The organism is Xanthomonas sp. NCPPB 3582, assembly GCF_041475735.2.
GTDB lineage: Bacteria > Pseudomonadota > Gammaproteobacteria > Xanthomonadales > Xanthomonadaceae > Xanthomonas > Xanthomonas codiaei.
The window spans coordinates 3,126,255-3,140,833 of record NZ_CM192968.1; the positions used below are offsets into that span (position 1 = coordinate 3,126,255).

At 66.1% G+C, this 14,579-nt stretch carries 9 protein-coding genes; 4 read left to right on the forward strand and 5 right to left on the reverse strand.

The annotated features are described in order from the left end of the window. Window positions 1–102 precede the first annotated feature (102 nt). The 3 genes from ACCQ05_RS13175 (at window position 103) to ACCQ05_RS13185 (ending at window position 3,415) form a co-directional block, all read left to right on the forward strand. The gene (locus ACCQ05_RS13175; protein ID WP_372390772.1) at window positions 103–1,227 is read left to right on the forward strand and encodes an acyltransferase family protein; all 1,125 of its coding nucleotides are present in this window, start codon (window positions 103–105) and stop codon (window positions 1,225–1,227) included. A gap of 236 nt (window positions 1,228–1,463) precedes the next feature. Beyond that, on the forward strand, window positions 1,464–2,558 hold the full coding sequence (locus ACCQ05_RS13180) for an acyltransferase family protein (RefSeq protein WP_372390774.1): 1,095 nt from the start codon (window positions 1,464–1,466) through the stop codon (window positions 2,556–2,558). Window positions 2,559–2,683: 125 nt separating this feature from the next. Next, window positions 2,684–3,415, forward strand: coding sequence for a hypothetical protein (locus ACCQ05_RS13185; RefSeq protein WP_372390776.1), 732 nt, complete (start codon window positions 2,684–2,686; stop codon window positions 3,413–3,415). A gap of 126 nt (window positions 3,416–3,541) precedes the next feature. On the opposite strand, the gene gyrA is transcribed toward ACCQ05_RS13185, so the two are convergent. The 5 genes from gyrA to ligA all read right to left on the reverse strand — a co-directional run bounded on the left by gyrA (window position 3,542) and on the right by ligA (window position 13,026). Beyond that, window positions 3,542–6,241, reverse strand: coding sequence for a DNA gyrase subunit A (gyrA, locus tag ACCQ05_RS13190; RefSeq protein ID WP_372390778.1), 2,700 nt, complete (start codon window positions 6,239–6,241; stop codon window positions 3,542–3,544). A gap of 209 nt (window positions 6,242–6,450) precedes the next feature. Then, entirely contained in the window at window positions 6,451–7,515 is a 1,065-nt protein-coding gene (mtnA, locus tag ACCQ05_RS13195; protein WP_372390781.1) for an S-methyl-5-thioribose-1-phosphate isomerase, read from the reverse strand. 1,094 nt (window positions 7,516–8,609) lie between these two features. After that, entirely contained in the window at window positions 8,610–9,293 is a 684-nt protein-coding gene (locus ACCQ05_RS13200; protein ID WP_167394726.1) for a DUF3011 domain-containing protein, read from the reverse strand. Between the two features lie 272 nt (window positions 9,294–9,565). Beyond that, window positions 9,566–10,528 (reverse strand): EF-P lysine aminoacylase EpmA, encoded by a 963-nt coding sequence (epmA, locus tag ACCQ05_RS13205; protein WP_372390784.1) that lies wholly within the window; start codon window positions 10,526–10,528, stop codon window positions 9,566–9,568. After that, window positions 10,525–13,026: an NAD-dependent DNA ligase LigA gene (ligA, locus tag ACCQ05_RS13210; protein ID WP_372390786.1), complete on the reverse strand. Its 2,502-nt coding sequence runs from the start codon at window positions 13,024–13,026 to the stop codon at window positions 10,525–10,527. Before ligA ends, epmA begins: the two co-directional genes overlap by 4 nt. Window positions 13,027–13,360: 334 nt before the next feature. On the opposite strand from ligA, the gene ACCQ05_RS13215 reads away from it, so the two are divergent. Continuing rightward, on the forward strand, window positions 13,361–14,485 hold the full coding sequence (locus ACCQ05_RS13215) for a pyridoxal phosphate-dependent aminotransferase (RefSeq protein ID WP_372390788.1): 1,125 nt from the start codon (window positions 13,361–13,363) through the stop codon (window positions 14,483–14,485). Window positions 14,486–14,579: the final 94 nt, after the last annotated feature.

Consider the following 14,579-nt stretch of genomic DNA (forward strand, 5'->3'; position numbering starts at 1 on the left):
GGATGCGTCCGACCGGCACTGAATCTTGAAATGCACGCAAACGACATTGCGCCTTCGGCAGGCGCGGGTTTTTCGCATCGATCACACTGAGAGCCCCCACTCATGCAGCAGGAACAGCGCATCGACTCGTTGACCGGTATTCGCGGTCTTGCGGCATTGCTTGTGGTCTACGCGCATCTTGCGGAAGAAAAATTCTTCACCGATACCCACCTGTTTCCCGGTGAAATGGGCGTCATGGTGTTCTTTACCCTGAGCGGGTTCCTGATGGCCTTTCTCTACGGAGAGAAAGATCCCAATTACCCTGCAGTGGCGCGCTACGCCATTTCCAGATTCTCACGCATCGCGCCGGCCTACCTGACCGTCGTGCTGGCGTCCTATCTGATCTACAACCTGGTCGATCCGCAGTTCGTCTACGCCATCAGTCACGACAACCTGCTACGCCATCTGTTGTTTTCCGGCAACGTATCCGCGCTGTGGAGCATTCCGCCGGAAGTCCAGTTCTACGCGATCTTCGTGGGTATCTGGTTTGCGCTGCGTGCCTTCCGCACCAACAGCAATGTCACCCTGATGGTGGCGGTGCTCGGCACCGTCCTGATGCTCATCGCCTACAGGGCACAGCTGCCCGGCACCTTCGTCGGCTCCAAGATCCATTATTTCCTGGCCGGCGTGGTGTTCGGCCTGGTGCGCACCCGGGTTGGCGCCGGCGTCGACATGACCACCCTGGCGACGCTGCAGGCCGGCGTCATCGGGCTGGTGCTTGCCGTCGTCCTGGGCATTGTCGATGTCGATCTCGGTTCCAAGCGCGAGCTCTACCTCACGCTGGAGACCGCCGGCTTCGCCGGCATCTTCGTGTTCCTGTTCTCCTTCGACACCGGGCTGAGCAAGCGCCTGCTCGGCAACCGCTTGATGATGCTCAGTGGCGAATGCAGTTTCTCGATGTACCTGCTGAATATTCCGATCATCTACGCCGCCCTGGTGATCATGGACGGCCTGCCGCCAAGGCCGGCCCTGGCCTTGCCGATCATCGCGGTCACCCTTGCCGCTGCCTGGACGATGTACCGGTTGATCGAAATGCCTGGAAACACCCTGTTGCGGCGGCTGGGCACGTGGCTGTTGCTGCGCCCGCGCAGCGCGCCGGTCATCGTGCCTGCGGCGGTGGAAGGTGCGGGGCCAGTGCTGATCCAGGCGCCACAGGTCGAACAAGGCGCACCAGCCGAGCGTCCGTAAGGCCGCGTTGCTCCGACCAAAGCCCAGCCGATCCACAGTGCAGTCGCAAGCGACAGCGTGACCGCATGCAGCCCGCCTTGCAGCCGCCCAGCCCTTGGCTCTTTTCTGCGGCCATACTGTCGGGTACGCTTGTGTTCGGGCCAGGACTCATGGGGACTCCTGTCTTCCCGCAGCACGAGGTGCGCCGCCGATAGGCGCCATCGCGCCTGCCAGCAAATGAATGGAGTGGGACTTCAATGGAGCAGGAACGACGGATCAATGCGCTGACCGGCATTCGCGGCCTGGCTGCGTTGATGGTTGTCTACGATCATCTGGGCGAACAAGGCTTCTTCGTCGGCAGCGATCTGCATCTGGGCGAACTCGGCGTCATGGTGTTTTTCACCCTGAGCGGGTTTCTGATGGCTTTCCTCTATGGCGACAAGGATCCGAGTCGCCGGGCGATCGGCCGTTATGCCATTTCCAGGTTCGCACGCATTGCGCCGGCGTATCTGGTCATCGTCGTTCTCTCCTATCTGATCTACACCCTGATCGACTCCAACTTCGTCTATCCCATCCACAACGGCAACCTGCTACGGCACCTGCTGTTTTCCGGGAATGTATCGGCACTGTGGAGCATTCCGCCGGAGGTGCACTTTTACGCCATCTTCGTCGGACTGTGGATTTCCCTGCACGCCCTGCGCAGCAAGGGCAACGCTGCCCCGCTGATCGTGGCGCTGGCTTTGGTGGTTGTCCTGGTCGCTTATCGCGCCCAGTTCCCTGGCACCTTCGTCGGCTCGAAGATCCATTACTTCTGCGCCGGCGTCGTGCTCGGCCTGATACGCAGCCAGATGCCCGCCATGGCGGGCATGACGGCAGTAGCCTGCGTGCAGGCTGCAGTCATCGCGCTGTGCGTCATGGTCTTCAGCGGCGTGATCGATCTCGACCTGGGTACCGCGCGCACGCTCTATCTGGACCTGGAAACTGCCGGGTTCGCGGGGGTCTTTGTCTTTCTTTTCTCCTTCGACACCCGATTGAGCGCGCGCCTGCTGGACAATCGCCTCATCCGTCTGTGTGGCGACTGCAGTTTCTCGGTGTATCTGTTGAATGCGCCGGTCATCTATATCTGCCTTGCGCTGCTCGGCAACCGCGCTCCACAGCCGACCCTGGCGCTGCCGGTGCTGCTGGCGATCGTGACCGCATCCTGGTTGATGTACAGGTGCATCGAACTGCCGGCCAATACCCTGCTGCGTCGCTTCGGGCTGCAGTGGCTGCGCCAGCCTGCAACCGCGCTGGGGGTTCATGCGCCGACCATCCCGGCAACGCCCGTGCCGGCGGGCGACCAGCTACGCTGAGCCGGACGCCCGGTCGCGCACAGCGACGCGGCACCTGAGCGCCCCCTCTCGCAGCGGTGCAGTGATTGCCCTCAAGACTGACCGTTGCAGGCCGACAATGTATGCAACGTTTCGAGGAATCTCCCATGGGCATCCTGATCTACCTGGTGCCTGCATTCGCACTCTGGGCATTGATCGCCACCGCGCTGGCCTTCGTGCGCGGCCGGCAGTTACGTGCCGAGTCCGGGCAGTTGGCCAGTACCCAGGACAGCCTTGGCCGCTACCAGGCGGCCTTGTCGCAGCTGAAGGCACGCGCGGCCGCCAGCGCACTGGAACTGGAATCGCTGCAGCGCAGCTACACCGTCCTCAAGCAGTCGCTGGAACAGCAGGAGCAGACCGCAGCCCAGCACGACGACCCGGCTGCCAGCCAGGTCATCCCGATGGTGATGGTGCAGCGGCTGGATATCGCCAACGAAATCGGCACGCTGTTCGCGCACGTCGCCCGCGTGGCCCGCAGCCTGCGCCGCTACAGCGCCTATAGCCGCGGCCACAGCGCGCCCGAGCCCAGCACCGCCCGCTACGACCTGCACTGGCTTGCGGACTGTCTGCACAGCTTCGACCAGATCGGCCACGCACTGCTGCGCGGCAATGTCGCTGCATTGATCACGGCCTGCCAAGATCTGCTGTCGATGTACGACCACTATCTGAAGGATGGCTCTGGCTACAACAGCCGCGACACCTTCCAGCGCCTGAGCAGCGATGTGCCTCTCTCCGATGCCACCGACGCAATCCGCTCGATCATCGTCAAGGCGACGCTGGCGCAGGATGTGCAGGACGCGGTGCAGGACGATGCGGTGGTGGCAGCCAGCGCGGGCTGATTCGGGATTTGGGATTTGGGGTTGGGAAGCGAGGCGACGCGCCGATGACGGTCACTTGCGCGCTGCCATAAAAAACGCCGACGTTTGCCGGCGTTTTCGTTCAATCGCAGCGATGCGGAAGCGTGCTCATTGCTCGCTCGGCGGCGGCGCGGCGGCAGCGGTGCCCGCTTCTTCCACCACCTCGTCCACTTCATCCAGCGACGCATCCAGGCGTTCGACCGCCTGCAGCTTCTCGCCCTTGGACAGCCGGATCAGCGTCACGCCCTGGGTGTTGCGGCCCACCCGCGAGATCTCCGAACCGCGCGTGCGCACCAGGGTGCCGCCATCGGAGATCAGCAGTACTTCGTCGGTGGCGCCCAGCAACACCGCACGCACCAGCTTGCCGTTGCGCTCGGTGGTCTGGATACCGATCACGCCCTGCGTGCCGCGGCCCTTGCGCGGGTATTCGGCCAGCGGGGTGCGCTTGCCGTAGCCGTTTTCGGTGGCGGTGAGGATGTAGGCCACATCGCCATCGTCGGCGACCTCGATCACCGCCACCTCGGCGCCATCGGCGGTCTCCACCACGTCCTCGCCGTTGTCTTCCTCGGCCTCGTCATCGACGCCGCCGGCACGCTCGGCCACGATCAGGCTGACCACTTCCTCGCCCTTGGTCAGACGGATACCGCGCACGCCGGTGGCGGTACGGCCCATCGAACGCACGGTGGATTCGCCAAAGCGCACGGTCTTGCCATTGGATGCGAACAGCAGCACGTCGCGGTCGCCATCGGTCAGGGCAACGCCAACCAGCGCATCGCCCTCGTCCAGGTTGATGGCGATCTTGCCGCGCGCCAGGCGGAACGCGAATTCGCTCAGCGGCGTCTTCTTGACCGTACCGTTGCGGGTGGCGAAGAACACATAACGGTTGTCGGCGTATTCGCGCACCGGCAGCACCGCCTGCACCCGCTCGCCGGCTTCCAGCGGAATCCAGTTGATGATGGGACGACCGCGCGCGTTGGAACCGGCCTCCGGCAACTGGTGCACCGGCAACCAGAACACCTTGCCGCTGCTGGTGAAGGTCAGCAGCGTGTCATGGGTGTTGACCAGCCACAGCTGGTCGATGAAGTCCTCTTCCTTGGTCGCAGCCGCCGAACGGCCGCGGCCACCGCGACGCTGTGCGCGATACGCGCTCACCGGCTGGCGCTTGGCATAACCGGCATGCGAAAGGGTCACCACCACGTCTTCCGGCGCGATCAGATCCAGGATATCCAGGTCTTCTTCGCTGTGACGGATCTCGGTGCGGCGCTCGTCGCCGTACTCTTCGCGCACGTTGATCAGCTCGTCGCGGATCACCTGCAGCAGCACGTCCGGGTTTTCCAGAATGCGGATCAGGCCTTCGATGACGCCGAGCAACTGCTTGTACTCGTCGGTCAGCTTTTCCTGCTCCAACCCGGTCAGGCGATGCAGACGCATTTCCAGGATCTGCGAGGCCTGCACTTCGCTGAGCTGGTAGAAACCGTTGATCAGGCCCACGCCCGGTGGCAGGTCTTCCGGCTTGGAGGCCTCGGCGCCGGCCGCGCCCAGCAGCGCACCAACCAACCCCGGTGCCCAGGTCTTGGCCAGCATGCGCTCGCGCGCTTCCTGCGGGTTGGCCGAGGTCTTGATCAACTCGATCATTTCATCGATGTTGGCCAACGCGACGGTCAGGCCTTCCAGCACGTGCGCACGCGCACGCGCCTTGCGCAGCTCGAAGATGGTGCGGCGGGTGACCACCTCGCGGCGGTGGCGGATGAACGCCTCCAGCATCTGCTTGAGGTTCATCAACTGCGGGCGGCCATCGATCAGCGCCACCATGTTGATGCCGAACACCGACTCCATCTGGGTCTGCTGGTAGAGGTTGTTGAGCACAACCTCGGCCGATTCGCCGCGCTTGATCTCGATGTAGATGCGCATGCCGTCCTTGTCGGACTCATCGCGCAGCTCGCTGATGCCTTCGAGCTTCTTTTCCTTGACCAGCTCGGCGATCTTCTCGATCAGCCGCGCCTTGTTGACCTGGTACGGGATCTCGGTAACGACGATCGCCTCGCGGCCGTTGTCGGCCACTTCCACATCGGCCTTGGCACGGATGCGCACGCGGCCGCGGCCGGTGCGGTAGCCGGCGGCGATGCCGGCGGTGCCGTTGATGATGCCGGCGGTGGGAAAATCCGGGCCGGGGATGTATTCCATCAGCCCTTCGACATCCAGCTCCGGGGTGTCGATCAGCGCGATGCAGGCGTTGATCGCTTCGGTCAGGTTGTGCGGCGGAATGTTGGTGGCCATGCCCACCGCGATACCGGCCGAGCCGTTGACCAGCAGGCTCGGGAACCGGGTCGGCATGACCGTCGGCTCCAGTTCCTTTTCGTCGTAATTGGGCTGGAAATCGACGGTTTCCTTGTCGATGTCGGCCATCAGCTCATGCGCCAGCCGCGACATGCGCGACTCGGTGTAACGCATCGCCGCGGCAGAGTCGCCATCGACCGAACCGAAGTTACCCTGGCCGTCCACCATCATGTAGCGCAGCGAGAACGGCTGGGCCATGCGCACCAGCGTGTCGTAGACCGACTGGTCGCCGTGCGGGTGGTACTTGCCGATGACGTCGCCGACGATACGCGCCGACTTGAAGTAGGCCTTGTTGCTGTGCGCGCCCAGCTCGTGCATCGCGTACAACACGCGTCGGTGCACAGGCTTCAGGCCGTCACGGGCATCGGGGAGTGCACGGCCCACGATCACGCTCATCGCGTAATCGAGATAGCTCTTGCGCATCTCGTCTTCCAGGTTGACCTGGATGATTTCCTTGGCGGTTTCTGCCATTCGGGTTCCGTAAGTGAGGTGGCGGGCGAGCCGGAAAGCCGCGTCGGGGGCGCCTTGGTGACAGGCTGCCGGCCCCACGCTCCCGCCGATCGATTCAAGCGCCGGATTGTACCATGAAGGGGCAGCCGGATGCCGCCGGTTTAGCGGCCAGAAACAAGCACTTGCGGGACTTTACGCGCCGTTTGCGGCGCACCGCCCGCGCGCCGGGTTCAGCTGCCGAACGCGGCCTGCATGCGCCCCTGGTCGGGCTGCTCGATCACCCCGCGCTCGGTGACGATGGCATCGATCAGGCTGCCCGGGGTGACGTCGAACACCGGGTTCCAGGCATGGATGCCCTCGGCCACCGTACGGACCCCGCCCACACCGAACAATTCGCCCGGATCGCGCTGCTCGATCTCGATCCGGTCGCCGTCGGCCGTGGCCATGTCCACCGTGGACGAGGGCGCCACCACCATGAACTTGACCCCGTGGTGGCGCGCGGCGATGGCCAGTTGGTAGGTGCCGATCTTGTTGGCGGTATCGCCATTGGCGCAGATGCGGTCGGCGCCCACGATCACCCACTGCACCAGGCCGGACTTCATCAGATGCGCGGCGGCCGAGTCGGCGATCAGGGTGGCATCGATGCCGTCCTGCTGCAGCTCCCACACGGTCAGGCGCGCGCCCTGCAGCCACGGCCGGGTTTCGCCGGCAAACACCTTGGCGATGCGCTGCTGCGCCATCCCTGCCCGGATCACGCCCAGCGCGGTACCGAAGCCGGCGGTGGCCAGCGAGCCGGTATTGCAGTGGGTCAGCACACCGCTGCCCGGAGCGATCAGCCCGGCACCCAACGCACCCATCTGGCGATTGGCGGCCAGGTCTTCATCGGCAATGGCCTGCGCCTCGCGCGCGAGCACCTCGCGCCAGTCGGCACCGGCCGCGCCCAGCACCCGGCGCATGCGCATCAATGCCCAGGCCAGGTTCACCGCCGTAGGACGTGCGGCATTGAGCCGCAGCAGCGCCGGCTCGAGTTTCTGCAAGGCCGCACTGCCGTCGTTGGCATCGATATCCCGCGCAGCCAGCAGCACGCCCCACCCGGCCGCAATGCCGATCGCCGGCGCACCACGCACGGCCAGCGAATGGATGGCCTCGGCCACCGCATCGCTGGTCTCGCAACGCACATGCTCCACCACGAAGGGCAGCTTGCGTTGGTCGAGCAATTCCAGGGCGTCGCCGGTCCACAGCAGCGGACGGATGTGGTCGTAGCGGGCGTAATCGATATGGGCGCTGTCGTTCATCGCCCTATTGTAAGGCGCACGGGCAGTCCAGTCAGTGGACTGGCATTGCTCGGATCGTCGGTCTTCCGCAGTGATGCATCAAACGCAAAAGCCCGGTTGGTCGAGGGCGCGGTGCCCTCACCGCTTGCGCGACACGCCGTAAACCCATCCCTGCGGATCGGTGGCGGCATCCCTGCCGCCAACGGTCCCGCAAGCGGCAAGGACACCGCACCAGACAGTTGACTGGTGGTTTATTGAAGAACGGGGGCAGCGCGTGGCTGCGTGCCGGTTGCTTGTTGCAAACCATGCACGCCGACCATCTCGACCGGCCCTTGCCCGCCCGGCGTCGCGGGACCCTTGGCGGCATGGATGCCGCCACGGAGCTTACATGGACGTACTTGCAGCGTGTCCTGCGATGGTGGGCGGGCAAGGGCCCTGCCGCAAACGCCACGACCTCGAGTGCGCGGTGCCCCCACCGCTCGCGCGACACCCCATAAACCCATCCCTGCGGGCTCGATGGCGGCATCCATGCCGCCAACGGTCGCGCAAGCGGCAAGGACACCGCACCAGACAGTTGACTGGTGGTTTATTGAAGAACGGGGGCAGCGCGTGGCTGCGTGCCGGTTGCTGGTTGCAAACCATGCACGCCGACCATCTCGACCGGTCCTTGCCCGCCCGCCGTCGCGGGACCCTTGGCGGCATGGATGCCGCCACGGAGCTTACATGGACGTACTTGCAGCGTGTCCTGCGATGGTGGGCGGGCAAGGGCCCTGCCGCAAACGCCACGACTTCGAGTGCGTGGTGCCCCCACCGCTCGCGCGACACGCCGCAAATCCATCCCTGCGGATCGACGGCAGCATCCCTGTCGCCAACGGTCCCGCAAGCGGCAAGGACACCGCACCAGACAGTTTGTTGGCGATTTTTGCTGAAGAACCAAAGCCTCCGCATCGCGCCGTTTAGCGTTGCTGGTTGCTGGTTGCCGGTTGCTGTGCCGAAACTCTGGGCAGCGATCGACGCGACTGGTCCTTGCCAAGCCGCAGATCACCCGCCATGTGCAGCGAAAGCAAAACCCTGCGCACGGCGATGGACCAACACGCAACAGGCTCGACAGCCGCTCAGTCGACGATGAACTCGGCGCGGCAGCCATCGTTGACCCAGACCCCATCGCGGCTCCAGCCCCAGGTCTGGCCTTCCACGCACGGGGTCTTGGACATCTGCCGGCCCAGTCGCACGGCACGTTCCACCGACACCCCGCAGGTGCGCCGCGCGCTCTTCTTCGACTCGCAGGTGACCATGCGCGGCATGGCGACGAAACCGGAGCCATCTTCGGCACCCACCTCGAATTCGCCGTCGCAGCCGCGCGACACCCAGATCTCGTTACGACGCGTTCCCCAGGTGCGGCCTTCCTTGCACGGCCACATCGAGCGCTGGCGCAGCAGCCGCACCGGCGCGCCACGCAGCACCACCGGGCACACCACCTTGCCGCCATTGGAATCGCAGCGCACCACCCGGCGCATCACGGTGGCCGTGGGCGCGCTGCTGGCGAATTCGGCGCGGCAGCCCTGCTCCACCCACACGCCATCGCGGTCGACATCCCACTCGCTGCCACGGATGCAGCTGGTCTCGGACAGCTGGCGCACCAGCTGCACGCCGCCGGTCACCTCCATGGGGCAATGCACGCGCGCCATGTCCTTGGACTCGCAGCGCACCACGCCCGAGCCGCGATCGGCAGCGCGTGCGTCGGCGACCATCAGCAGCGGCAAGCACCACAGACCGCATAAGCTGATCAGCCACTTCATGCCAACAATCCTCACCCCGAAACGATGTACGTCGCGCCCCCGTGGACGTGAAGATGAGAGCACCATCGATGTGAAGATAGCAATACGGCGGGCGTGACAAGACTGTGGCAACCCGATGCGGTCGGCCCGTTGCCCCAGGCGAAAATCAGCGGCTTCGTGCGTGCAAGGCTGTCACCGAGGAGCAACCGGCATACGATTGCCACTGCGGCGCAGGAAGCGCTTTCCGGCATGACCGTTCGCGCTGGCCGCGCTGCCAGCGCTGCCAGCGCGACTCAGGCGCGGGCGAACTCGAAGGCCAGCACGTCGGCAATCTGCGTGGTGCCGCGCAGGGCCATCAACAACCGATCCACCCCCACCGCCACGCCGGCGCAATCGGGCAGTTGCGACAGCACCGCCAGCAACGGTTCGTCCAACGGCAGTTGCGGCAGCCCGCGCGCGGCGCGCACGGCGTTGTCGCGCTGGAAACGCGCACGCTGCTCGTGCGCATCGTTCAACTCGTGGTAGCCGTTGGCCACCTCGTAGGCACCCAGGTACAGTTCGAAGCGCTCGGCCACCGGCGGATCGGCGTGGCGGATCCGCGCCAGCGCGCATTGGCTGGCCGGCCAGTCGTGCACCACGGTCAAGGTATCGGCGGCAAAGCCGGGCTGCAGGCAGTGGGTCATCAGCAGGTCCAGCCAATCGTCGCGCGTGAGCCCGTGCGCATCGATGGCGATCGCCTGCAACGGCGCACGCAGCGCCTGGATCGGGTCCAGCAACGGATCGATGCCCAGCTGCTGCACGAACAGCTCGCGGTAGCTCAGTACCTGCACCGTCGCCTGGCGTTCGACCAGGGCCAGCGCACGCTGCACCAGTGCGACGGTCTCCTGCGCCAGCGCACGGTCGTCCCAGCCCACCCGGTACCACTCGAGCATGCTGAACTCGGGGTTGTGGCGGCCGCCGGCTTCGCCATTGCGGAACACGCGCCCAAGCTCGTAGCAATCGCCCAGGCCCGCGGCGAGCAGGCGCTTGAGCGGATATTCCGGCGAGGTACGCAGCCAGCGCAGCGGCGCGCCGGCATCCACGTGCCCGCTGAAGCGGGTGCTGAAGCTTTCGATGTTCGGCTCGGTGTTGCCCGCCTGCGACAGCACCGGCGTTTCCACTTCGATGACATCGCGCTCGGCAAAGAATGCGCGGATCGTGGCATTGAGCCGCGCGCGCAGCTGCAACGCGGCCAGGTCGAGCTGCACCGCGGTCACGGCTGTTGCCCGTGCTCGCCCAGGAACGCCAGCAGGCGCGCCTCGTCCCAGATCTCCACGCCCAGCGACTGCGCCTTGTCCAGCTTGGAGCCGGCCTCTTCGCCCGCCACCAGGAAGGCGGTCTTCTTCGACACGCTGCCGGCCACCTTGGCGCCCAGGGCTTCGAGCCGCTGCTTGGCCGCGTCGCGGGTCAATGCGGCCAGGGTGCCGGTGATCACCACGGTCTGGCCATCCAGCGGACCGGCCTGCACTGCGGCAGCTTCCGGCAGACGCGCCAGCACGTTGTCCACCGCCTGCTGCGCAGCGCTGGCCAGGGCCGCGTTTTCCGGGCGATCCAGCCATTGCAGCAGCGCGGCGACCACCGGCGCCGGCACGCCGGCCTGTTGCAAGGCATCGGAGCCGGCAGCGCGCAGCGCATCGAACGACGGCACGGCGGCCGCCAGCTGCTGCGCACGCACGGGAGTGACCTTGGGGATGTCCATGTCTTCCAGCACGCTGGCAAAGCTCAGCGCGTCGCGCAGCTTGGGCGATGGCGGATGCACATCGCCGATGCGCACCCCGCGTTGCAGCAGATCGTCGATGGCCTGCTGATTGCCGGGCTGATCGAAGAAATGGCCAAGCGAGCGCGCCACTTCGCCGCCGATGTCCGGCACGCGCTTGAACAGCGGCCACGGCAGATGGCGGATCAGCTCCAGATCGCCGAACCAGACCGACAAGGCCTTGGCCGTGCTTTCGCCCACGTGCTCGATGCCGAGCGCGAACAGGAAGCGCTCCAACGTGGTGTCGCGCGATGTCTCGATCGCCTCGATCAGGTTCTCGGCCCACTTGGTGGCGATCTTGCGGCGATTCCAATCGAAGCCAGGCAGCCCGGCGCGCAGCAAGTCCGCCTGCCAGGTTGGAGGAGCTTCGCGCTCGCCGGCCAGATCCACACCGATCTGCGCCATGGTGGTTTCCAGCGTCGCGTATGCGCCGGTTGCCAGATGCTCGCGCGCCTCGCGCAGGAACGCATGCGGGCTCTCCGCGGCACTGATCAGGCGCAACTGCAGCAACTGATCCACGGTGAGCAGGTACAGATCGGCCACACCTTTCACCAGCCCGCTGTCCACCAGTACCTCGATGAATTTCTCGCCCAGGCCATCGACGTCCATCGCGCGCCGCGAGACGAAATGCCGGAACGCTTCCTTGCGCTGCGCCGGGCAGGTCAGCTCGCCGGAGCAGCGCCACACCGCCTGGCCTTCTTCGCGCACGATCTCCGAGCCGCACACCGGGCACTGGGTGGGCATGCGCCATTCCTGCGTGCCGGCCGGGCGCTGATCGGCCACCACGCCGGCCACTTCGGGAATCACATCGCCGGCGCGTCGCACGATCACCGTATCGCCCACGCGCACATCCAGCCGCGCGATCTGGTCGGCATTGTGCAAGGTGGCGTTGGTGACGATCACACCGGCCACATGCACCGGCTTCAGGCGCGCCACCGGCGTGGCCGCACCGGTGCGGCCGATCTGGATCTCGATCGCCTCCACCGTGGTGGACTGCTCCTGCGCCGGGAACTTGTGCGCGATCGCCCAGCGCGGCGCGCGCGAGACGAAGCCCATTTCGCGCTGGCCGGCCAGATCGTCGAGCTTGTAGACCACGCCGTCGATATCGAATGGCAATCCATCGCGCGCTTCGCCGATGCGTTGGTAGTACGCCAGCAAACCTTCACTGCCCTGCACCACCTCGACCAGCGAGCTGACCGGAAAGCCCCATTCGCGCAGCTGCGCCAGGATCGCCGAATGGGTCGGCGGCAGCGTCCCGTCGCGCACCTCGCCTACGCCGTAGGCGAAGAAACTCAGCGGGCGCTGCGCGGTGATGCGCGCATCCAGCTGCCGCAACGAGCCGGCCGCACCATTGCGCGGGTTGGCCAGCACCTTGCCGCCCTGCGCGCGCATCTGCGCGTTATAGGCCTCGAACGCGGCGCGCGGCATATAGACCTCACCGCGCACTTCCAGCACCGTCGGCCAGCCTTCGCCGCGCAGGCGCAGCGGAATCGCCTTGACCGTGCGCAGATTGGCGCTGACATCCTCGCCGGTGGCGCCGTCGCCGCGGGTGGCGCCCTGCACGAATTCGCCGTCTTCGTAGCGCAGGCTGATCGCCAGACCATCGAGCTTGGGTTCGGCACAGAACAGCGGCTGCCTGACCTCCAAGCGTTCGCCGATGCGGCGCACGAACTCGCTCACTTCCTCATCGCTGAAGGCATTGCCCAGCGACAACATCGGCAGGGCGTGCCGCACTTCGGCAAAACGCGACGCGGCCAGGTAGCCCACGCGCTGGGTCGGCGAATCCGCGCTGGCCAGCGCCGGATGCTCGGCCTCCAGCGCCTCCAGCTCGCGCATCAGGCGGTCGTAATCCACGTCGGCCATCTGCGGCTCGTCGAGCACGTGATAGCGATAGTTCGCGTCTTCGATGCGACGGCGCAAGGCCTCGATGCGCTGCGCGGGATCCGGGCTGACAGTCATACTGATCGCTGGGCTGACTCTGGGCCGCTCATTCTAACGGGCCATGCCTGTGCACAAACGGCGGCTAGGCCTCTCGCCCATGGGTCTTCGGCACCGACTGACTGGGAGGGCGATACCTGAGCGCAGGCTAGTCGCCCCCTCCGCCGCCGCAAGCCTGACCTGCACGAGCACGGCGAATTTTCGGCGGACCACACGCCAGATCCGCCGCTGCCAGCAGCCCGCTTCGTCTGCCGTCGCCGGAACGGCGTGGCGGACAGGAGATTCCCCGATAGGCAGGGCGCCCCAAACCCGATAGCGTGGCGCCCTCTTTGCCCTGTCCGTCTGGAGCTCACCCGTGTCGTTGCCCGTCTCGCGCCGTTCGTTTCTCAGCCTCGCCACCTCCGGCGTGGCGGTGTCCGCACTGGGGCTGATGTCGCCGGCCGAGGCCGCTCGCAAACGCGCGGCCGCGCCTGCCGCCCCCGGCGTGGCCCCCGCTGCCGGCACGGTCTACCTCAACTACAACGAACACCCGCTCGGTCCCTCGCCCGCCGCCCTGGACGCGGCAACGCGGTCGCTGGCGCGCGCCGGCCGCTATCAGTTCGAGATGGAGCTGGATCTGCGCAACCTGATGGCCGGCGAATTGCAGCTGCCGAGCGATCACATCGCGTTCTTCCCAGGCTCCAGCGACCCATTGGGCCGCACCGGGTCGCTGTTCACCTCGCCACGCGCCGGCCTGGTCACCGCCGACCCGACCTTCGAAGCGCTGGCCGACGTCGCCACCGTACAGAGCGCACCGGTGCGCCGGGTGCCCTTGCGTGCCGACGGTGCGCACGACGTCAAGGCAATGGCCAAGGCCGATCCCACCGCCGGTCTGATCTACGTGTGCAACCCCAACAATCCCACCGGTTCGATCACTGCGCGTGCCGACATCGAATGGCTGCTGGCCAACAAACCGGCCAGCGCGGTGCTGGTGGTCGACGAGGCCTATATCCAGTACAGCAACGAAACCTCGGTGGTGGACCTGGTGCGTCAGCGCCAGGACCTGATCGTGCTGCGCACGTTCTCCAAGCTGTACGGCATGGCCGGTCTGCGCCTGGGCGCGGCCATCGCCGCTCCGGGCCTGTTGAGCAAGCTCAGCCCCCAGGGCCGCAACCCGCTGCCGGTACCGGCCATGGCGGCCGGCATCGCCAGCCTGCGCGATCCATTGCTGGTGCCCACGCGGCGCGCCGAGAACGCGCGCGTGCGCGAGGACACCATCGCCTGGCTCAAGGGCAAGGGCTACACCTGCCTGCCATCGCAGGCCAACTGCTTTGTGGTGGACATCAAGCGCGATGCCAAGGTGTTTGCCGACTCGATGCAGAAGCAGGGCGTCATCGTTGGCCGTAGCTGGCCGATCTGGCCCAAGCGCGTGCGCGTGACCGTGGGCACCGAGGCGGAAATGCTGCGCTTCCGCGAGGCGTTCGCCAAAGCCAAACGCTAATCGCTCAGTGAAGCGAAGCACTTATCCCTTCTCCCCTCGGGACATTGTCCTCCTTCATGGGGGAGAAGGTACCCCGCAAGGGGCGGATGAGGGG

Excerpts from the sequence above, each read along its gene's own strand:
- mtnA (WP_372390781.1), bottom strand. The coding sequence starts at position 7,515 with ATGAACGACAGCGCCCATATCGATTACGCCCGCTACGACCACATCCGT.
- ligA (WP_372390786.1), bottom strand. The coding sequence starts at position 13,026 with ATGACTGTCAGCCCGGATCCCGCGCAGCGCATCGAGGCCTTGCGCCGT.
- gyrA (WP_372390778.1), bottom strand. The coding sequence starts at position 6,241 with ATGGCAGAAACCGCCAAGGAAATCATCCAGGTCAACCTGGAAGACGAG.
- ACCQ05_RS13180 (WP_372390774.1), top strand. The coding sequence starts at position 1,464 with ATGGAGCAGGAACGACGGATCAATGCGCTGACCGGCATTCGCGGCCTG.
- ACCQ05_RS13200 (WP_167394726.1), bottom strand. The coding sequence starts at position 9,293 with ATGAAGTGGCTGATCAGCTTATGCGGTCTGTGGTGCTTGCCGCTGCTG.
- ACCQ05_RS13175 (WP_372390772.1), top strand. The coding sequence starts at position 103 with ATGCAGCAGGAACAGCGCATCGACTCGTTGACCGGTATTCGCGGTCTT.
- ACCQ05_RS13185 (WP_372390776.1), top strand. The coding sequence starts at position 2,684 with ATGGGCATCCTGATCTACCTGGTGCCTGCATTCGCACTCTGGGCATTG.